The sequence below is a fragment of the Paenibacillus sp. JL3B1040 genome (assembly GCF_057063165.1).
On sequence record NZ_CM169317.1, the window covers coordinates 4,979,420 to 5,000,541 of the forward strand.

The window sequence follows — 21,122 nt, forward strand, 5'->3', positions numbered from 1 at the left end:
CCCTTTCCGCCCTCAGCTATTGCCTCCCGAGGTGATCGTATGGTCGCTGAAGTTCTCGATGCTGGTTTTCTTCTCGTAAAAATAAGTCGCATTCTGCAAAATCCCCTGCCTCGTATAAAAGGGACTATCCGGATCAAGCGGCAGCTTCACCGTTTGCCCGGTGCTGGCCGATTGATAAATCGCCGTAATCAGCTCCAGCGTTCTTCGGCCTTGAATGCCGTCCACCAGCACGGGGGCGTTCCGTTCGATCGCGTTCAGTACATCCCGGATTTGACCGCGATGCCCCTCGTACGGAAGCGCGGGCTGTTCGTCATAGACCTGCTGGATCTTGGCTTCCAGCTCCTCGTCTTGCTCGGGGAATCCGTTTGGCCTCGAAACAGAGGCGGCCACTTTCCACGGCGCGGACACGCGCGCGTGCTTTCCCTGGAAGATCAACTGTTGCTCCTGGCCGTGATGCACGACGGAGCTGGTAAGCTGAGCCAACGCTCCGTTGTCGTAGCGGGCAATAGCGATGGAGATATCCTCCACCTCGGCATTATCATGAGAGGTGTTGCTCATCACCGCGGTGACCTCGGCAGGCATGCCGTTCATCCATTGGAAAATATCGATATGATGCACCGCATGGTTCAGCGTGCAGCCGCCGCCTTCCTTCTCCCAGGTTCCTCTCCACCACAGATCATAGTAACAATGGCCTCTCCACCAGTAAGAGTCGACTTGCGCATGCACGATGGGCCCCATCAGCTTCGTGTCCAATACGCGTTTCAGCTTCATCATAGGGGTCGTGAACCGGTTTTGCGCCACGACGGATAATATTCTGCCGCTGCGCGCCGCCGCTTCGTTCATCCGATCGCATTCCTCCAACGAGGAAGCCATCGGCTTCTCGACGATCACGTGTTTGCCCGCGTCCAACAAGGCGATCGCCGCATCCGCGTGGGTATAGGGCGGAGTGCACACGGATACCAGGTCGATATCGCTTCGCTGGAGCCACTCCGTATAATCGGCGCAGATCTCCGCATCCAACTGAAATTGGTCCGCCTTTTGCCGCGCCTTCTCCGGGTAAATATCGCAGAGCGCCACGATGCGGCACTGCTCCGGAAACTGAAGATACGCTTGGATATGAGCCGGAGAAATGGCGCCGGCACCGATCACCGCTACGTTTATCAATCGGGTTCCCTCCTGTTACTTCTTGTAAAACTCGTCATAGGCCGCCTGCTTGCCTTCCATAACGGCTTTACCGCCCATGGCCATGTACTCCTCGACCTTCTGGTCATAAACCTTGTCGAATTGATCCGGTTTGGCCGTAACGATCTTGGCCAGCATTTCTTTTTCGAAATCCTCCAAAATTTTGGCGTATTTGATCTCGGCCTCCACCGCGACATCGACACGCGGCAAGGTATACCCGTCATTGGTCCCCACCTGGATGCTCTTGACGGTAAAGTCCTTGAAATCGGGATCGAAAGCATTAGCCTCGATGTTCTTGTTCGGGTCCTCCGTCGAAATGTACTTGCCATTCAAAATAATGCAATAATCATAGTAGTTATACAGCAGGTTCTGAGCCTCCGGCGTATCCAGCAGCATCGGCAGCCCGTCTTCGCTCATTTCGTACGATACGCCCTCCTCGCCGTTCTGAAGCACCAGAATGTTGTTCGGATCGGCCATCCAGTTCAGATACTTAATGGCTGCCTCCGCATTTTTGCTCGTCGCCGGGATCATAATGTATGCTCCAATCGGGTCATACACCGGCTTCGGATGTTTCCCGTCGGCGGTGGAGAACGGATCGATGGCCTCCAGCACCGCATCCGGATTGTTCGCCTTCAGATTGGCATAGTACCCGTTGTACACCGGTTCATTGGTATTGGGCGTGCCCGCCCCGGCAACGCTGTTTACGACTTGCTGGGCAAAGGCTTGGCCGAAGTCCTCGCCGAGCGCGAAATCCGGGTCGATCAATCCTTCGTTGTACATCTGGTTCAACAGCCGGTAGCCTTCTTTGCTTCCCGGCTGCAGCCAGCGGGGAACCGCGTACAGGTCTCTATCCGTGATTTCGTCCCATTTCCAGAAGGAGTTCACCAAAGGCATCATATGAAACACACCGATATGGCTGTAAGGAATGACTTTGCCTCCCGTCTTGCCGGGATCCTTCTCTTTGAAGGCACGCAGGGCATCCACGAATTCCTCCGTCGTTTGCGGAAGCGGAAGATTCAATTGATCCAGCCAGTCCTTGCGGATGAAGGTGGTGGTTTGGGCTTGAATTACGCGCAGCGTGGGAAGGGTGTATTGCTTCCCGTCAAACACGCCGTAGGGCAGGGAAGGCTCCAGCACCTTTTTCAGATTGGGTCCATGCTGGTCAATGAGCGGTCCCAGATCGGTTAAGCCTCCGCTTTTCACGTAGTTTTGCACGGTTGGCTTGTTATACGTGAACACGATGTCCGGAGCGGAGCCCGAAGCCATCAGGACGTTCAGCTTATCCACCTCTTCGGCGCGCGGCACCGTGACGAATTCGACGTCGATGTTGTTCGGGTCGCCGAAATTTTTCTGGATATACTGGGTCATGAAGTTATCCGTAATGGGCGGCTCTCCCGCCGGCGTATTGTTTCGGTCGAACAGCTCCACTTTTAACTTAATCCGTTCGCCCTTAGGTTCGGATTTCTTATTGTTCGCCGCCGCGGCATTTCCGCCGCCGTTCCCTTCTCCCCCGGTTTGGCCGTTGTTCCCCCCGCCGCCGCAGCCCGCCAAAGCCAAGCTCGCGGCCATGACCAACGCAACTAGGGCGAACATCGAAGAGCGTATTGGTTTACGCATGGTGTTGCCTCCCTTTTAATTGGTTTTGTATATAGTGATCTTCGGCGCAGCCGTTCAGGAGCAAGGGTCCGCCGAAGAGCAGCTATCAAATCGAACTGCCTTGCTTTCTGCCGGGCTACCCTTTGACGGCCCCCTGCAGCATGCCGGAAATGAAATATTTCTGCAGCCAAGGATAAACCAGCAAAATCGGCACGGTGGCAAACATGATGCTGGCCGACTGGATGCCCTGGGGAATCGGGGTCGCAGCGTTAAAGCCTTCTTGCGCAGTAGCATCGTTCACCTGGCTGTTGATCACCATCTGATAGAGCTTGAGCTGGAGCGGATACAGGTTTTTATCGTTGATGTAAAACAAGGCGTCCTGAAACATGTTCCACCGGTCCACGGCCGAATACAAGCCAATGGTGGCGAGGATCGGCAGTTGAAGCGGCAGGACGACCTGAAGCAAAAACCGGAAATGGCCGCAGCCGTCCATCCAGGCCGAGTCCTCCAGCTCATGCGGAACCCCGGAAAAGGAAGTCCTCATAATGATCAGCAGAAACGCATTGATCATCAGGGGCAAAATGAGCGACAGCGGCGAATTCAGCAGGCCCAACTCTTTGACAAGCAAATAATTCGGGATAATCCCGGGATTAAAAAACATCGTGACCACGATCAATCCGAACATCACGTTTCGGCCCGTAAAGTTCCTCCGGCTTAACGCATACGCAGCCATAACGGTCATCACCAAAGCGACTGCGGTATAGACAACGACCAGAATCACCGTCAGCGCCAGAGAACGCATCATGGAGTTGTCCCCGAATACCGCGGAATACGCATGGAAGTTCCAGTCGACCGGCCACAGGAACACTTCTCCCGACATAATGGCCCGGTTGCCGCTGAAGGATAAGGCGAAAATATGGATCATCGGCACTACGCAAAATAAAGCAAACAGGCCGATGAACACAATGACGAAGGTATCGATCACTTTATCAACCGGATTCCGGATCACGCGAGCCCCTCCTTTGCTAGAAGATGCCTTGCTGGTTTACTTTTCTGGAAATGAGTTCGGCCGTGAGCAGCAAGACTAGACCGATGGCCGACTGGAACAATCCAACGGCCGTAGCCAGCGCAAATTGCGCCGATTGAATCCCAACCGTATACACATAGGTGCTGATCACCTGGGCGACATCCATGACGTAACCGTTCTGCAGGGCATACGGCTGCTCAAAGCTGATGTCCGCCATATGGCCGATCTGGATAATGAACAACACGACGATGGTCGGCTTAATTCCGGGGAGGGTGATATGCCAAATTCTTCGCAGCCGGCTCGCCCCATCCACCTCGGCGGCTTCGTACAGCTCCTTGTTGATGCCGGTAAGCGCCGCCAAATACAGGATCGTTCCCCAGCCCGCGTAGTGCCATACCCCGGCTCCCGTGTAAGTAAGAATCCACAGCACCGTATTTTCCAGGAACGGTATGGGTTGGCCGCCGACGTTTTTGATGAATTCATTCACGCTGCCGGTATGGGTCGCCAGCAATTGAATGACCATCCCGCCGACGATGACCCAGGAGATGAAATGGGGCAAATACAGCAGGGTTTGGCTTACGCGCTTGTACCACTTGACGCGCAGCTCGTTGAGCATGATCGCTAGGATGATCGGAATCGGAAACGTAAGTAAAGAGAATACATTAAGCATCAGGGTGTTGCGCAGCGCCTTGTAAAACTGCGGCATCCCAAAAATCTCCCGAAATACTTCCCATCCGACCCACTCGCTGGCCCAGATCCCCTTGAAAATGTTGTAATCCTTGAACGCAACCACGACGCCCGCCATAGGAATGTACTTAAATACGATAAAGAACGTCATCGGCAGGAACATTAGAAGATACAAAGGCCACTGTCGCCTTAAGGCGGCCATCTCCTTGCGGCGTTTGACGGGGAGCGGCGAACGCGCCCGCCTGACTTCGGTTTGCATCGGCATCCTCCTTTCGGGTGGTAAGTCTATGGCTTGGTTGCTGCTTACTATACAACAGGGGCGAACGATGTGAAATTCTCCTTTTTTGGGGCCTCTTCTCTTTTTTAAACCGGGGTTTTCACCATTTTTATATGCCTAACCTTTGTTCGGACGGCGGGCAAATAAGCGGCATTAAGCAAAAAAACGCCCCATTCAGGGAATGCTCCCTGCTTGGGACGATTTCATTGAGGTTCGATTTATCGCGTGCCGCTGCTCTGCTCTTGATAAGCCCGATGCTTCTCCTCGCGGACCTGCTGCCCGCCCATCGTTAAGTACTCGGCCACTTCCTCGTCGTAGACGGCGTCAAACTCCTCCGGCTCGGCCGTGAGGACCTTCACGAAAATCTCGTCATTCTTCTCGTTCAAAATTGCGGAGTACCGGATCTCGGAAGGAAGGATCGCATGAATTCGCGGGGGCTCGATACCGTCGGTCATGCCGTACTCCACGCTCTTCGAAGTAAATTCCTCGAACCTCGCATTGGACGCATTCGCTTTCAAATTCAAACGTTCGTCCTGGCCGCTGACATATTTGCCGTTCAAAATGATGCAATAGTCGAAATAATTGAATAACAGGCGGTCCGCATCCTTGTTCTCCAGAGTAACCGGCACCCTGTCCTCCATCCGGTACGTCACCCCCTCGATTCCGTTTTGCAGCGTGATCACGTTTTCCGGCTGCGCCATCCAATTTAAGTACTTGATGGCGGCCTCGGCGTTTTTACTCGTTTTCGGAACCATGATGTACATCCCCGTACTTTCCAGAATCGGCTTGGGCTTCTTGCCGCCGGCGCTCGTGAAGGGATCGATCGGCGTCAGGATGGCGTTCGGATCGCTCCTTTGCAATTCGGCCAGATATCCCATATACACCGGTTCATTCGTGTTCGGAGTCCCGGCGCCTACGCGTCCGTTCACCAGGTCCTTCTGAAATTGCTGGGCGAACCGGTCCAAGTGAAAGTCGGGATCGATCAAGCCTTCGTGATACAGGCGGTTCAGAAACCGGAACGCTTCCTTGTTCCCGGGCATCGTCCAGCCCGGTTCGGCGTACAAGTCTTCCTCGGTGATTCGGTCCCAATCCCAGAACGAGTACTGCAGGGGCGCGGTATGATAATAATCGATATGACCGTAGGGATAAATCGTTTCTCCGTCCTTCCGCAGCCGGTTCTCTTTAAACGCCCGAAGCGCGCGGTAGAATTCCTCCGTTGTCTCCGGCAAAGGCAAACCGGCTATGCGGAGCCAGTCTTCGCGGATCAAGGTAGTGCTTCGGGCCGTCAGCACCCGTTTGGCCGGAATCGCGAATTGGGTCCCCCGAATCCGACCGTAGCTTAAGATCTCCTCACCAAGGAGTTGTTTCAGCCGTGAACCGTGTTGGTCCAATAAAGACGACAAATCGGTTAATTTGCCCTGCGTGTAAAAATTGTAGACGGTTGGCAGGTCGTACGTAAACACGAGATCCGGCGCTTGATTCGCGGCCATGAGCACCTGCAGGCGCCTGACCTCTTCCGCTCGGGGCACGGTGACGAATTCAACTTTAATCCGCTCCGGGTCCCCGAAATGCTCCTGAATGTACTGCGTCATTGCGTTATCGGTAATCGTCGGCGCGCCGATCGGCTTGTTGCTGCGCTCAAACAGTTCGATGCTTAGCGTCGTCCAGCCTTCGTCCCCCGCCGCGAATCCGTCCGCATCAAGGAGCGGAACCGAGTCCGGCGCCCCCCTCAGCCTTTCCGCCCCCTCAATTCCGCTGCAGCCCGCCAATAATCCCGCCAGCACAACGGCTAATGTCAGTTTCGATAACCACGACTGCGGCCTTGGAAGCGGCATGTCGATCCTCCTCCCTCGTTTGGGTCACAACGTATTAAATTGTACGGTACATATTGCGGTACTCCCCCGGCGGGATGTCCTGATATTTCTTGAATGCGCGATAGAAAGAATTCACGTTTTGGTAACCGCTACGTTCCGCAACCGACTGGATCGAATTCTCGGTTTCCAGCAAGAGCTGTTTGGCGTGCTGCATCCGGACTTTTAAGACGTAATCCACGAATTTCTCGCCCATTTCCTCTTTGAAAATAACGCTCAGCGCGCTGGGCTGAAGGTTCAGGTAGTCGCTCACTTGGACCAGAGAGAGGCCCGGATCGGCAAAATGCGCATCGATATAATGCTTGGCCTGCATCGCCAAACTATGATGCCTGCGAGCTTGGCGGTCCTCTTCCACGCACGCCTCGAACTGGTTCATGAGGCTCATGAACTGTTCCTGAAATTCTTCCAGCGTCTCCGCCGTTTCGGCCAGGCTGGCGAACCGCTCCTGATAATCGCCTTTCCAGCGGGCTTGAATCGGGGAAGACAAGGCCAGCACCGCTTTATCCATCCGTTTGATGAACGCCTGGGCAAACTCCGCCATATCCCGCTTGCGAAACCGCATCTTCCCGAGCTGGGCGAAGAGCTGCGTTAATTTCCCCCGCCATTCGCTTTCATTCGTGCGGAAGGACTGGGCGGCGTAATCCAAGGCTTGCAGGTAAGCGTATCTGTCCGGATTTAACATGCCCGCGCTTTTCCGGTTGTCGATGATCGAATGGATGCCGACAACGGTCTTGAGCTCCACGTTCTCATACGCGTTCCGGTAGGAATCCGCGATGGTTTCGATCGATTTCGAATCCGCTCCGATGCCGATCGATATCGTCAGCTCGAGATGCTGATGGATCCATTTCTTGAATTCCTCCGCATAGGCGGCGATCGCCCGGCTGCTGCGCGGATCGGATGCCGTATGATGCACGACGAAGGCGATCCGGTGCGGTTCCATCCAAGCGTGCCAGACATAGGCATGATGGCTTTGTCCCAGATCGCGAAAGGCGCTTTCGATGATAAATTTGAGTAAATGCTGGTCCCTTACCTTGTATTTGTCCGTAAACCCGGCGTACCGGTCCAATTCCGCCACCATCACGCCTAACCGGTCATACGGCGCGGACAGGTTGAACTCGGCCAGCCGCTGCCTGAATTCCTCGTCCGTCAAAACAAGATGCCCTGCCAGCAAATCATGAAAAAGCCGCTGCTGCCGCAGCAAGCTGTCTTCCTTATGCAGATTCTCGTAATCCAGCGACCGCTTCAGCAGATGGTCCAACGCCGTCTCGATGAAAGTAAACTCATTGTTCGCCCCTTTGATGCCGAGCTCCTCGCTTTTCCGGTTCGAAAACTGGCTGACTTTCTCCATAATCGATTGGATCGGCTTGTAATGGATATGAGTTACAATCGTAAACCCGATCAGAGCCAGCAGGATCAAGATCACCCAAATGACCATCCAGGCGTTCGAGAAAAGGGACAACCAGCTGTAGCCCTGATCATTGACCCCCTCCGAGATATAAGTCCAGCCGGTATAATCGGATTGAACCCGTAGATCATTCACGGCGTGGCCCGAGTCCGGTCGGCTCTCCTCTGAACTAGCGTCAATCAGACGGACTTGATTGTAATCGCTTTCACTTAAGGAATTGAGATATTCCAGAAATGAGCGCTGATACACGTTCACCACGAGGGCCCCGCGCATGTCATCTCCGGTATAAGCGAATTTCACCAGCGAGACGACCTGCTGCTGCTCCTCCCCTTGAGGCAAATAGGCGAAGGCGCGCGGATTAAACCAGCCTGCGGAATCTTTCCGGCCGTAGTTGGCCATCAAGAAATCCGCATCGCCGAACGCATCCAGCGAATACGACCCCAAATCCGAGATAATTCGCTGTCCGGCTTCATTATAGATGTAGATGGTGTTGGCAAAAGGCAGGGCCAAGCTCAATTCGATCATCTTCTTCTGCAGCAGGAAGTCATCCAGCGCATCCTTGGGGCCGCTCGTGAAATAGTCCTGGATCTCGCCGTCCATCAACAATTTGCTGGCGACGTTGCGCTCGATCAGCATCAGATTCGCATCCGCATTAAATACGATCCGATCCAGAATCGCCTTGTTGGTCTCCAGGTATTTTCGCTCGGAAGCGTTGTTCAGGGCCAGGAAAATTACGAAGATCATCGAGGAAATGATGACGAAGAGAATCGGTGCATAGGAAAGAATCGTGCGGTAATACCAGTTCATTCTCATATAGCCAACTCTCCCAAACCGTTTCATTCATTATAAGAGATCCCTTTCCTGTTGTTAATTCACAATTTATTCGAGACTCACATTTTTTATTTAAGTTTTTAGATACTTATTGCGCTGCATTGCTGTAAGGCATTAAAATATTAATTAAGTAAAATTTTCATTTTGTTATATAGAACAAATTAGGAGATGATCTATTGAGGACAATCAAACGCCTAGCTTTATCTTCCGTCATTCTGGGTTTGATTCTTGCATCCGGTGTCACGGAAACGGCCTATGGTGCAGTTGCCAGCCATGCCGTCGCGGCGGAAGTCGTCGGCGACGTTTATGTGGCGAAAAGCGGGGGGACGAAGGAAGTTCGCGTGTTCGACGGGATGACCTTCGAGGAAGGGGATTTCCTCCATGTCGGAAAAGGCGGAAGCTTGAAGCTTCGGATCTCCGATCGTGACGACGAGATCGTCCTCGGCGAGAATTGGAGCGGGACGTTGTCCAAACTGCGGAAGAACGCTTCCGGCGCAACAGAGACAGCCTTTCATACCTGGTCGGGCTCAATGATGAACCACGTCCAGGACCTGAACGGAACGAAGGGCTCTTACCGGGTCGAGACGCCGACGGCCGAAATGAGCGTTCAAGGGACGCACTTCATGGTCGGAACCGACCCGGTTCTCGGGACGACATACGCCGCCGTATTGTCCGGCAAGGTTGCCGTATCGCCGATGATTCCCGGGACAACCGACCATTCTGACGCAACGAACGCATCCAGAGAGATGATCGTGTGGCCGGCGCAGCAAATCGAACAGTATCCCCAAGTCTTGCCGGCCAATCACCCGATCGACCCCAAGCAGTTGACTGCTCTGACCCCCAAATCGGTCTTGGCCAGCCTGATAGGTTCCACCGGCAAGATCGATCAGGAGAACCGGCAGGCCCCAGTCCCGGCAGGGCAAATGCCCCTCTCTCCCGATTACTATCAAGATTCCGTCCAGCAGATCATTAATCAAGCAAACGGCCTGCTGACTCAGCAAGAGATCCAAGGGCTTCTGAATCAATACAACCCAAGCGGCGCCCCGTCTCCCTACGAGCCGTTTCGGCAGGTTGCCCCTCCGGCGAATCCTTTAGCGAACGATCCGGAATATCGGAAGCGGCAGGAGCAATTAGCGGAAGCGAAAGCACGCATGCAGCAAAAAGCCACTGCGAAAGAAGAAACGAAACAGGCCGTCATCGATTCAAACCAGGCGCTTATCCGGCAAATCCAGCAGCAGGCGGAGGCGCTCAAGCAACAAAACGAACAACGGGCGCAGGAAAAAGCGCAAGAAGCCAAAGACAAGTACTTGTCCGAGCTGACTGATGCCCAAAGAAACGCGTTGGAAGATCGCATTCAACAGAAAGAGGCGGAAAAGATTCGTCAACAGCAAGGGACGAAGAACCCCGGCACCGCGAATCCTCCCGATACGAAACCGCCTTCCGGCGGAAGTTCAAGCGGCGGAAGCACGGGCGGAAATTCTTCCGGGCCGATCCGGCTTGCGACATCAACGACGGTTCAAGTCAGTCCCGCCTCGATTTATGCAGGCGAGCCCTTCGTTCTGACGGCCCACGTGACGATCTCTCAAACGGAACGACCCGTTCCCGACGGTACATCCGTAGCCTTCCGCATAGGGACGCAAACGATCGCGACGGGATCAACGGTTAACGGCATCGCTACGGCCCGCATCTCCTCCGAAGAAAGCTATGCACGGCTTCATCCCGCAGATTACCGTGTGAGTGCACAAACCGCGGAGTCCCCAACGATGCAAGCGAGCACTTCCTTCCCGGTCGTGCTGAATGTCAAGAAGGCCGAAACGTCAACGGCGGTGAAGGTACCTCACCGGGAAGTCGCGGTCGGCGAGACGATTCCGTTTACCGTCAGCGTAACGCCGCTGCATGGTCCCGTACCGGTCTCCGGGAGCGTAAAGCTGTACGAGGATGACCGGGAGCTCGCAACCAAGCCAATCGGCGCGGACGGCACCGTCGTCTTCGACATACCGATCGAAGGGACGGGATCGGACGAGCCCCGAACCTATAAAGCGGAGTTCGCCGGCACAGAGAAACTCGCGGGGAGCGAAGGCACGATCCAATTGCTCGTCACGGAGATGGAGTTACCGGCTTACGCATTTATGCGAATCGACCGGATCTCACCGACGCAGTTCCAAGCGGTGGTTACGCTCGATCGGTTCACCGGCGAAATGGAGCTGTCCGAGGCCCAGCTCGAGTTCGTCTACGCCCGCGGCGTGGAGCTCGAGCAAGGCGAGGGAACCACGTATTACAATCCCGGCAAATTCTCGCCGTCTACGGTGACGGAATCGGTATACGTCAGCGAGAGCGAGCATGACGGCGAAGAAGTGTACATGGCGGAATATTCCTTCAAGGTGGAGAACGGAGCCGCCTTCGCAACCGAAGAAGCCTTCGTCGTACTTCCGTTTATGATCGTCGATGCAGCGGCCAGCGACAGAATCATGATGATCGCCTGGAGATTTTACGGCCTAAACGGCAATCCGATCGAGGTCCGTACGGAGGAAGAACAAGCAAATATGCAGACCCAATTCCTAAAGAATGAGGAGAACTTATGAAAATCTATCGAGCATTTGGCGTCTGCGGATTGACTGCCGCTTTTCTTCTGGGAGGCGCCCTCCCTGCCGGAGCAACGGTATATTCGCCGGAAGGCAGGCCCCTGATCGAAACGACGGAGGCGGCCGGCAGCGGCGAATACGAAGAGTGGAACGGTACCGCGGCGGAGGCGGCATTCCGTCATCCCGGCGCGGTGCTGGCGCTGACGGATGGAACGGTGCTGGCGTCCGATACGGACAATCATCGGATTCGCATCATTCGGAACGGCCGTGCGGCCGTTTACGCCGGAACGGAACATAATATCCTGACGGGAGATGGCGGTATCCCGCAAGGGGCTTACGCCGACGGGCTAGCCGATACGAGCTTCTTCTCAAGCCCGCTCGGGATGGCTTCCGACGCCTTGGGAAATGTGTATGTTGCCGACCGTGGAAATCATGCGGTCCGCAAAATCTCTCCGGACGGTGTCGTATCCACCCTTGCCGGCAGCGGGTTAATGGGGAGCACGGACGGGAAAGGAGGCGCCGCCGCCTTCTACGCCCCGTCCGACGTCGCGGTTGATCCGGCAGGCAATGTCTACGTCGCCGATACGCTGAACCACGCGATTCGAAAGATCGGCGCCAACGGCCAAGTAACGACGCTTAACGCCCTGCCGGAGCGGACAGCCGAAGTCTTCAGCGGCGTCGTGGAAGGGACCGGCGATTTTCGGGATGGTCCGATCGCCGAAGCGCGATTCAACGAGCCTAGCGGGCTGGCGCTCGACGCGAAGGGCAATCTGTATATCGCCGATACCGGCAACCAACGCATCCGTTATATGGATTTCAACGAAGGAACCGTCCGCACAGTCGCGGGCGGCGGCGAGTTGGACGAAGACAAGCTATACGTCGAAGGGGCTTATGCCGACGGCCCCGCCACCGCGGCTCGATTTTACAGTCCCCGCGGCATTGCCATTGCCGCGGCGGGCGGCGTCTACATCGCCGACAGCCTGAACCACGCCGTTCGCTATTTGAAGGACGGACGCGTGACGACGATCGCGGGTCAGGCTGGCGAGTACGGCAACGCCAACGGGCTCGACGAGACGGCGAGGTTATACCGGCCGTCCGACGTTTCGATTGATCAGGATGGCAATCTCTACGTTGCGGATACGTTAAACAACAAGTTACGCAAGATCGAATTCTATGCGTTGCCGAGCGGCTGGGAAGCAAACGGGGCGATCCGAATCCTTCATAACCGCCAGGAAATTGCGCTAGACACGCCTCCCGAATTAAGGGACGGGCGAGCGATGCTGCCATTGCGCGCCGTGGCGGAGACGCTCGGTTACACGGTAACCTTCGAAGGCCAACGGATCGGCTTAAGCGGGCCAAACGGAACGGTATCCTTTAGTCCCGGCTCCCCCGAGTTAACCTTGGGGACGGCTCCCGGGACTACCGTACGACTAGAAGCCTCGCCTTATATTAACAAAGGAATCACCTATGTCCCCGTCCGATTGATCGCCGAATCTCTGGGCACCTCGGTCGACTGGCACGCGGAAACCAAGACGTTGTTGCTGCGGGATTAATATCCGATATAAAGGACCGGCTCTCATGCCTTGCAAGCTTGGCATGAGGGCTGGTCCAATCTTTTACCTCGGCCGATCCGCGCCTCCGCATGTTCGACGAGTCGACGGCCGATGCCTTTCCCATGATGATCCGGATGAACAAAAAGGCTTCGATCTTAGTCCCATTCAGTCCAATAAACCCCACCGGTTCATGGTTCTCATGATATGTCCAAATCTCCACCAGTTTGTTATCATCCTGATTGTTATTTAACCCGTTCCTCCGGGTCCTCACACCAGGAAGCCGCAACATAAAAGCATTGCAAAGCGGACCATCGAAAATCGGACAGCATGCTCCCCAAGGGTAGTTAAACACGCCGAACTCTACGAGTTCAATTATACCGTCTATTCCTGGACCGCCCAGCGCCACCATGCCGATCTCTCTATTCTATCTTCATATTTTATTTTCCGATTACCAAGTTGCAGGCTGATTCTATATACTAGGAGTTGAACAGAATTTCTTGAAGGAGATTACACCATGTACGATTACTTAATTGTAGGTGCCGGCTTGTTCGGCTCCGTATTTGCCTATGAAGCACGCCAAAGGGGCAAACGCTGCCTTGTTATCGATAAAAGGGATCATATCGGCGGGAATGTCTATACCGAGCCCGTGGAAGGAATCAACGTCCATAAATACGGCGCCCATATTTTCCACACGAACAGCAAGCCGATCTGGGATTACGTCAATCAATTCGTTGAATTTAACCGGTATACCAACGCGCCTATCGCCAATTACAAGGGCGAGCTGTACAACTTGCCTTTCAACATGAACACCTTCAACAAATTATGGGGCGTGATTACGCCGGCTGAGGCAAAACAAAAGATCGAAGAACAGAAAATGGCGGCCGGCATTTCGGAGCCCCAAAATTTGGAGGAGCAAGCGATCTCGCTCGTAGGGACGGATATTTACGAGAAGCTAATCAAGGGCTACACGGAGAAGCAATGGGGACGATCCGCAAAAGACCTGCCCTCGTTCATCATCAAGCGTCTGCCCGTTCGTTTCACTTACGACAACAATTATTTCAATGACCAATATCAAGGCATTCCTAAGGGCGGCTACAGCTTAATCATCAAAAACATGCTGGAGGGGACGGAAGTCCGGCTGAACGCCGATTTCTTCGAACGGCGCGAGGACTTTACGAAGCTGGCGAACAAGGTTGTCTTCACGGGGATGATCGATCAATATTTTGACTACAGATACGGCGTTTTGGAATACCGGAGCTTGCGGTTTGAGACGAAGGTCATGGACCATACCGACAACTTTCAAGGTAATGCCGTGGTGAATTATACGGACCGGGAAACCCCTTATACCCGCATCATTGAACATAAGCATTTCGAGTTCGGCATCCAGGAGAAGACCGTCGTGACGGAAGAATATCCTCTGGAATGGAAACCCGGGCTCGAACCGTATTATCCGATTAACGACGATAAAAACAATGAAACCTACAAGCAGTACAAGCGGTTGGCGGATCAAGAGCCTCATGTTATATTCGGCGGCCGGTTAGCCTCCTACAAATATTACGATATGCATCAGGTCATTGCCGAGGCCCTGACCGCGGTTCATAACGAATTTGGAGAATAAATCGTTCTTCAATTTGAGAATGGTTACTTTTTGCTTAACGACATAAAAAGAGGGGCGTCCCTTCGTCATCTATGATGACTTATAGGAACGCCTCTTCTGGAGTAGGGTCAATCATTAAGTCTGTTGTATGTCGGTTGCCGTAAACTTAATTATCAGCTTGATTATGAGCCAATCTGAGCAGCAGGGTTACGGCTTCCGCCCGCGTCACAGGATCGTTGGGGGCAAAACGGTTGTTCTCTTTGCCTTCGATCAGCCCGGCTTGATACAGCGCCGCAGCGTAACCCGCTCCCCATGAAGGAATTTGATCCGAATCGGCATAAGGCAAGGTAGCATTGGTTTCGGGCTGCAAATTCAGCGCGCGTGCAACCAGGGCTACGAATTCCATCCGAGTGATCTTGGCGCCGGGACGAAAAGTTCCGTCCTCGTAACCGTTCGCCAATCCGGATTTGACCGCACCGGCAATATAAGGTCTCGCCCAGACCGGGATCTTGGCGGCATCCTTAAACGAGAGCGTCATATCTTCCTGTTCCAAACCAAGCGCACGGCCCAGCATCACCAGTAATTCACTGCGCGTCACCGCGCCATTCGGGCGGAACGTCCCGTCTTCATAGCCTTTGATGATTCCGCTCTCGACCGCTGTAGCAATCGCTTCACGCGCCCAGTGGTTCGCAATGTCCGTAAACTGCGGCAGGGTCGTTTCCGTATTTCCATCAGCGCCGCTGTTGTTGCCGTTACTAGTATTCCCATTGTGGGTGCCATTTCCATTGGTTCCGTCATTACGGTGGCTGCCATCGCTATTGTTGTTGGTTCCGCTATTGGCACCGCCGTTGCTTCCGCCGCCGTTGCCTGGATTTCCGGGATTTCCGTCAGGCTTCGCCTTGACGGTCAGAACGAAGGTCTTCTGCATCTTCACTCCGTTCTTTTCTAAAGTAGCGGTCAGCGTTACTTGCGTCGTGACGGAAGGACGCTTAACGATCCCCGTTTCTGAGATCACCCCCGGATCGCTGGAAGCCCAGGTAATTGTACTTCCATGCTCCCCTGTCTTCCCCAACGTTACGTTTTGGGTTACCGAGGAATCCGAGTCTCCGGCAGCAAATCCAATTTTCAGTGCCGCGTAATCCAATTCGACATCCGAAAGCCCCGGCAAATCGGCTAACGTAATGGTGACCGAATCCGTGTTGATTGGAACGGTAACGATTCCTTTCCCCTCATCGACCACACCGACGGAGGTTTCCAGAATATTGTTCACCATGCTAGGCAACTGAATACTGAAGCTGGCGTTGTCCGTATCCGCTTTCGCTTGCTCCAAACGGCGGGTTAATGTAACGATGAGTTGGTTTGCTTGTCTTTCGATTTTATAGCCCACTCTACCGCCCTGGAAGGCAGGATAGTTCTGTACTTCGGCCACGACATGATTAGGCAACGCGGCGTTCTCAACCCATTCTTTAGGGATCCCGCGGCCAATGATAATCTCGTACTTCTCGTTTTGATCAAAAATCCTTTCGGCAATAAGCGAATCCCTCAACACCTTGGAGTTGACCGCCTGCCCCCACATATGCTGGGCCGATCCGCCGCCGCCAGGCGTATTTTGAAGGCCTAGCCACTCATTCGTCGCCGTCCATGGACTTGATGCCGCAGGATAGGCAACGCCTTCCCACCAGCTGAACGGTCCGCTCATAGAATTTTCAATCATAAATTCATACGCTTTGATTCCCATATCTCTGTACTGTTCCCCGCGAAGCGCCGAGCTGCCGTAACCGGCATTATAAGCGCTGGAATAGAAGCCATGCGGATAACCGCCAAAGTTATAGGGCGAGTCGGTTGTTTGCTCGTTCATGCGTCTTTCGATGCCATACGTATAAGTATCATCCATCATCGTCAGGTTGATATTGTCTTCCGGCTGCTCCGCACCGTATAGATAACCATCCCACAGCCATCTTCCGAACAGGTACATGGAAGCCCAGTTGGCATCCCTGGAATCCCTCATCCGGTTTTTGTCGTTGCTTTCAACCACAGAGGCCGGAATGTAGCGGAGGCCGTTATCGGCAATCGTCTTTTGCAATTTGTCCGTGAATTTTGTCAGCAGATCGGCATGTTGGGCTTCGGCCCAATCGGCTTCCGCCAAATAGCTTGCTTCCCCTTTGATCCGATAGAGTTCGCGGGTAATGTACTCATAAGCCGCCAACCCCATAAGAGCGGAATAATTGTCAATGGTCCAATAGCCTTTATCATCGATGGCATAGGTTTCTTTCATAATGCCGCCGTCGCCCATGCGATCGGTTTCAATACTCCTTGCCCCGATCTTGACTCTTTTCTCAAATACGGTTCCCTGCGAACCGTCGTCCCCCGTCATCATTTTATCAAAAATGGAGGCATCCCCTGTTTTGCTTAAATATACGGCATAGGCCCAAGGAAGCTTCCAGTTGGCATCCCAATATTGGTCGGGATCCACTTCACCGGTCTCGATATTGATTCCCCCGGTCAATGGAATACTGTTCAAATAATCCTCGGCATAAGCAAAATCGCCGCTTTCGATTAATTGCACCAGGATGCCGATCGTGTCGTGAGAAAATAATCTTGCATACCCGTTCTCCCCGACATGCAGATATGTGTCGTCTTTGATGATTAAGGTATAGATATAACCCGCTTTAAAAGCATGAACCAGTTCCTGATTCGGCAAATCAAGATCTACAATGGCGGAGAGCCTGTTATTCCAATATAACTTCATCGCATTGTAGTTATCGTCAAAATTTCCCTGTCCAGCTACTTGCTCTCTGGTTAAAGAAGTGAAGACTGTTTTACCCTCGTCAAAATATTCGTACTTATCCGCTTCGATCGCATAATCGCGGATCACGGTTTCCCCCGGAGCAATCGTATGCACCAGATTGGCCGCCTCATTGATGGCAATCAAGTTGTTCGATACGACGGGCAGCAACCTGGTCTCGCCGGAATGATTGGTAACGGTCATTCTGGAATAGTTGATCACGTAATCTTTTCCGTCCACCGTATGTTTATTGGCAAAAGATTCGATTTTATATTCCATGTCATTCTTGGCATATTCGTTGATGAATGCCGGCAGATAACCCTCGGCATTATACCATTTGATGTTTGATGTATCCGTTACACCGAAAGTAACCATCTGTTTCGGAGCTACAGGTCCATGTTGATAATGACGGTAACCCCCGATTTGATACGAGCCGTCAAGAAAAGCCAGCGAAGCGTTCTTGTCTCCCTCGAACCCGAATGCAGCCGTCATTTGCGGATGGGCTTCAAATTGATATTGGCCTTCCCCGCGCAATGACTCCAGTGCGTTCAGCACCTTGGAATAAGCCATGATGCGATCCTGATCCGCAGCTCCTGCACCGAGTGCCAGCGCTTCTTGGACGGCCTTCTTCAATTCGTCCACCGATTCCGCCGTATAGCCGGTCACAACCGAATTTCGAATGGAACCGATCTGTTCCGCCACTTCATCCAGCCCAATGTTCAGCACCAGGCGGCTTATGGCTAACTCTAACTGATCATAGGCCAGATCCAGATCCGCTTGCCTTACATCCATATTGTTCAATTGAGCACGGGCTTGTGTCAGCGCGAGTTCAACTTGAGACCAGCTCGAACTATTGAACAGCCTTCTGTTATAATGTTCGGCGTCCTTGACGAGAGACTGCAAACCGCTTCGATCCACATCGCTCTTCTCGACAATGCGCAGCATTCCCGTGCCGAGATCCGATTCGGATTTGAAAACGCCGGAAACCGATTTGCCGAAATACTCGTTTTGCGATTCGAAGCTTTTGTTCATTACCTTCCAGCGGTATTCGCCCGAACCCAGCGCTTGCTGCGATAAAACAAGGGCGTACCGCGTATTTTGTGTTAGAGCATACTGGAGCGGAACCGTTGTGATCGCGCCGCTTATCACCTGATTCTGAGCGACGGACGTCTCGGCCAATGCCGTCCCTGTCGGCAGTCCTTGGCTGTCCGTCGCATACAATTTAACCAACAGATCGCTGACCGGCTCGTTCGCTCTATTGACTACAACCTGAACATATTCCATCTCGAAACTTTCATTAACCGTAAACGTCTGATATCGGTCTTGCTGGTCCCCTCTAGCGCCGAAAGTATATTCTTTCGATCCGCTGCCCATAAAGTCAATTTTAATCCGGGTCTCTCGCTTTTTGAGAGCCGCCTGAGCGTCTAACAAAGCTTGGAGAGCGTCATCGACTTCCTGCTGCGTTGCATCCGGTTTCTCAAGGAGGGTCTTGGCGGTTTCCCTCGCGGTTACGAAAGCTTGCCAGGAAACGTCCGTGAATAGCCCCTTCGTCATATCCTTAACTTTGCTATATTCATTGTGCAGGGCAATTTTATCGACAACGTCCGCGCTGCTTAGCGCCAATCCGGAAAACGTCATGTTCCCGTCTCTTGCTTTGGCTTGTGTCAATCTGCCTTCCACTTTCAAACTAACGTTCGCAGGGATCGCGATCTGATATTTATAGATCTGCGGAGTACCGCCCGCACCTAATTTTATTGTCTTGAACCAAACATCGTCACTGTAAATGTGGATGTCCGCATCCGCTTGCCATACCCCGACTCCGAATACGACAGTGCTCTCCTGCGGCTGCGGAGCGATTTCAAAATTCCAGCCTACATTGTCGTAAGTCCCCGGATCGCGGCTTGCTTTTGGAAAAAAGATGGCAAACCCGGTGTCCTTGTCGCCTTGCTCGTACCCGGCCATGCCATCCGTCCAGGAGTAAGACAAGTAATTGGCATCCCCGCCCTTGTCGGCTTTCCCTTCGGTTCCCGTGTCTCCATACACGCTGAAAGTGACGGTACTGGAGGACGCTTTTTTGATTTCTATCATATTCCCTTGAGCGTCCCCTTTAAGATGCAGCCAGTCCTCATTGCCGACCTTCGACAGATCCAGCTTGTATTCGCCTTGAACCTGGCCTTCCGCAATCTTCAGCGCCGGCGCGGCGTGGGCAGTTTGAAACGGGCCAATCGACGTAACGAGCAGACCTCCCAACAGGATCAGCGAGGTTAGTTTGGTGAGCGTTTTTTTCATTGCCCCTCTTGCCTCCTTCTTGATTTTCGAAAAACGGCTGAACCTTGGCATAGCCGAAAGTCCAGCCCGGTAATTAATTTTCTCCGTATTCGTCTTGCAGATGGTTCAGCAGTTGCTCCACCGTCAATCCGTCTTTTTTGAAAATAATTTCCTCCACGCCTTTCAACAGATCGGCATGAAACGCTTTGGTTTGTTCCGGATAAGCAAACGGCATCCCGACTTTTTCCATATTGTCAAATACCGGTTTCAATTCCGGGTTTTGTTCCAGATATTTCGGAAGAAGCGCGGATACGGCCGGCGAGTAACCCACCGCATCGATCGCGTTGACTTGCGCTTCATCCCTTAGCGCATATTTGATGACCGACATCGCTTCTTCTTTATGCTTGCTGCCGGCCAGAATGGACAGGCCGTGGGAGTAAGCGCTTTGCGCTTCAACCGTGCCCTTCGGCATGGGCAAAGCGATCATTTCCATATCCGGATTGGCTTCTTTCAAGTGGCCGACATACCACGGGCCCGCCGTGGACATCGCGCCTTTCTCCTGGCTGAACACTTCGCCGTCCCATGGGGCTCCCACTTCGATCGGGGCAATAGCAACCTGATTTTTCAGGAACAAATCGACAAAGAATTGCACGCCGGCCACGTTTTCTTTGGAATTGATCGTTTTCCCGAACCCCCAATCTCCACCGAAAGCGTGTACATATTGCGTGATATGGAAAGGATCGATGCTGCCGATGATTCCTTTGACATCGTTGGTGGTCATGGCTTTGGCCAGTTCAACCACCTCATCCATCGTTTCCGGATATTTCGTGATCCCCGATTGCTCGAACATGGTTTTGTTGATCGCCAGCATAGAAGTGGAAGAATCGTAAGGAATGCCGTACAGTTTATCGTCGTCCGTCCAGCCTTTGTATAGCGAAGCGGTAATCCGGTCCTTCTCGAACCCAACCTGGTCGATGAGCTCATCCAGCGGGGCTAAAACGCCCTTTTTGATATACTCGTAGTTTCCTTCATCAGACATGGCGATAATGTCGGGACCTACGCCTGCAGCAATGGCCGATGGAATCGCTTTCCAAAATTCATCGCTCGTAGGATACATTTGCATTTTGACTCTAATGTTCGGATATTCTTTTTCAATCCCGTCCACCATAAACTCAAAGTTCTTCTGCTCGGACGCATTGGCCCAATACGCCATCGTCACCTCGACGGTTTCCTTCTTTTCTTGCTTGGCTCCTTCGCCATTGCCTGAAGCGCTGTTGTTCGTGCTGCCGGCATTGGAATTCGATCCGCACCCTGCTGCGGCAAGCATCAGCAATAGGGAGCATAATAACAGGACTACGTTCTTTCTCATCTGTCACTACCCCTTTAATGAGTATGAATTTCACCTGAAGCGGTGTTACCTTCATCTTAGCTGGGCGGAATAACGGGGCAAACAGAGGATAT

11 protein-coding genes and 1 pseudogene are annotated in these 21,122 nt (G+C 53.2%); 3 read left to right on the forward strand and 9 right to left on the reverse strand.

Annotation, left to right across the window (positions count from 1 at the left end):
- Positions 1-12: 12 nt before the first annotated feature.
- From ACZF99_RS22865 to ACZF99_RS22890, 6 genes are all read right to left on the reverse strand, one after another.
- Positions 13-1,164, reverse strand: coding sequence for a Gfo/Idh/MocA family protein (locus tag ACZF99_RS22865; RefSeq protein WP_483607241.1), 1,152 nt, complete (start codon positions 1,162-1,164; stop codon positions 13-15).
- A 15-nt stretch (positions 1,165-1,179) separates the two neighbouring features.
- Complete coding sequence (locus tag ACZF99_RS22870) at positions 1,180-2,799, reverse strand: extracellular solute-binding protein (protein ID WP_483607242.1); 1,620 nt, start codon at positions 2,797-2,799, stop codon at positions 1,180-1,182.
- Between the two features lie 115 nt (positions 2,800-2,914).
- Positions 2,915-3,787, reverse strand: coding sequence for a carbohydrate ABC transporter permease (locus ACZF99_RS22875; RefSeq protein ID WP_483607243.1), 873 nt, complete (start codon positions 3,785-3,787; stop codon positions 2,915-2,917).
- A gap of 16 nt (positions 3,788-3,803) precedes the next feature.
- A complete protein-coding gene (locus ACZF99_RS22880) occupies positions 3,804-4,751 on the reverse strand; it encodes an ABC transporter permease (RefSeq protein WP_483607244.1) in 948 nt (315 codons plus the stop codon).
- Positions 4,752-4,987: 236 nt separating this feature from the next.
- Entirely contained in the window at positions 4,988-6,604 is a 1,617-nt protein-coding gene (locus ACZF99_RS22885; RefSeq protein WP_483607245.1) for an extracellular solute-binding protein, read from the reverse strand.
- Between the two features lie 34 nt (positions 6,605-6,638).
- Positions 6,639-8,858: a helix-turn-helix domain-containing protein gene (locus ACZF99_RS22890; protein WP_483607246.1), complete on the reverse strand. Its 2,220-nt coding sequence runs from the start codon at positions 8,856-8,858 to the stop codon at positions 6,639-6,641.
- A gap of 194 nt (positions 8,859-9,052) precedes the next feature.
- On the opposite strand from ACZF99_RS22890, the gene ACZF99_RS22895 reads away from it, so the two are divergent.
- On the forward strand, positions 9,053-11,458 hold the full coding sequence (locus tag ACZF99_RS22895; RefSeq protein WP_483607247.1) for a hypothetical protein: 2,406 nt from the start codon (positions 9,053-9,055) through the stop codon (positions 11,456-11,458).
- Positions 11,455-13,011: a stalk domain-containing protein gene (locus tag ACZF99_RS22900; protein WP_483607248.1), complete on the forward strand. Its 1,557-nt coding sequence runs from the start codon at positions 11,455-11,457 to the stop codon at positions 13,009-13,011. Before ACZF99_RS22895 ends, ACZF99_RS22900 begins: the two co-directional genes overlap by 4 nt.
- A 23-nt stretch (positions 13,012-13,034) precedes the next feature.
- On the opposite strand, the pseudogene ACZF99_RS22905 reads toward ACZF99_RS22900, so the two are convergent.
- Positions 13,035-13,127: pseudogene (locus ACZF99_RS22905) on the reverse strand (hypothetical protein); the annotation flags it as partial.
- 398 nt (positions 13,128-13,525) lie between these two features.
- Between ACZF99_RS22905 and glf the strand changes: the two are divergent.
- Entirely contained in the window at positions 13,526-14,629 is a 1,104-nt protein-coding gene (gene glf / locus ACZF99_RS22910) for a UDP-galactopyranose mutase (RefSeq protein WP_483607249.1), read from the forward strand.
- 145 nt (positions 14,630-14,774) lie between these two features.
- On the opposite strand, the gene ACZF99_RS22915 is transcribed toward glf, so the two are convergent.
- Together ACZF99_RS22915 and ACZF99_RS22920 are read right to left on the reverse strand one after the other, a co-directional pair.
- Positions 14,775-19,682: an S-layer homology domain-containing protein gene (locus ACZF99_RS22915; protein WP_483607250.1), complete on the reverse strand. Its 4,908-nt coding sequence runs from the start codon at positions 19,680-19,682 to the stop codon at positions 14,775-14,777.
- A 73-nt stretch (positions 19,683-19,755) separates the two neighbouring features.
- Entirely contained in the window at positions 19,756-21,030 is a 1,275-nt protein-coding gene (locus ACZF99_RS22920; protein WP_483607251.1) for an ABC transporter substrate-binding protein, read from the reverse strand.
- Positions 21,031-21,122 lie beyond the last annotated feature (92 nt).

Coding starts and splice junctions, on each gene's coding strand:
- ACZF99_RS22870 (WP_483607242.1), bottom strand. CDS start 2,799: ATGCGTAAACCAATACGCTCTTCGATGTTCGCCCTAGTTGCGTTGGTC.
- ACZF99_RS22880 (WP_483607244.1), bottom strand. CDS start 4,751: ATGCAAACCGAAGTCAGGCGGGCGCGTTCGCCGCTCCCCGTCAAACGC.
- ACZF99_RS22885 (WP_483607245.1), bottom strand. CDS start 6,604: ATGCCGCTTCCAAGGCCGCAGTCGTGGTTATCGAAACTGACATTAGCC.
- ACZF99_RS22890 (WP_483607246.1), bottom strand. CDS start 8,858: ATGAGAATGAACTGGTATTACCGCACGATTCTTTCCTATGCACCGATT.
- ACZF99_RS22900 (WP_483607248.1), top strand. CDS start 11,455: ATGAAAATCTATCGAGCATTTGGCGTCTGCGGATTGACTGCCGCTTTT.
- glf (WP_483607249.1), top strand. CDS start 13,526: ATGTACGATTACTTAATTGTAGGTGCCGGCTTGTTCGGCTCCGTATTT.
- ACZF99_RS22915 (WP_483607250.1), bottom strand. CDS start 19,682: ATGAAAAAAACGCTCACCAAACTAACCTCGCTGATCCTGTTGGGAGGT.
- ACZF99_RS22920 (WP_483607251.1), bottom strand. CDS start 21,030: ATGAGAAAGAACGTAGTCCTGTTATTATGCTCCCTATTGCTGATGCTT.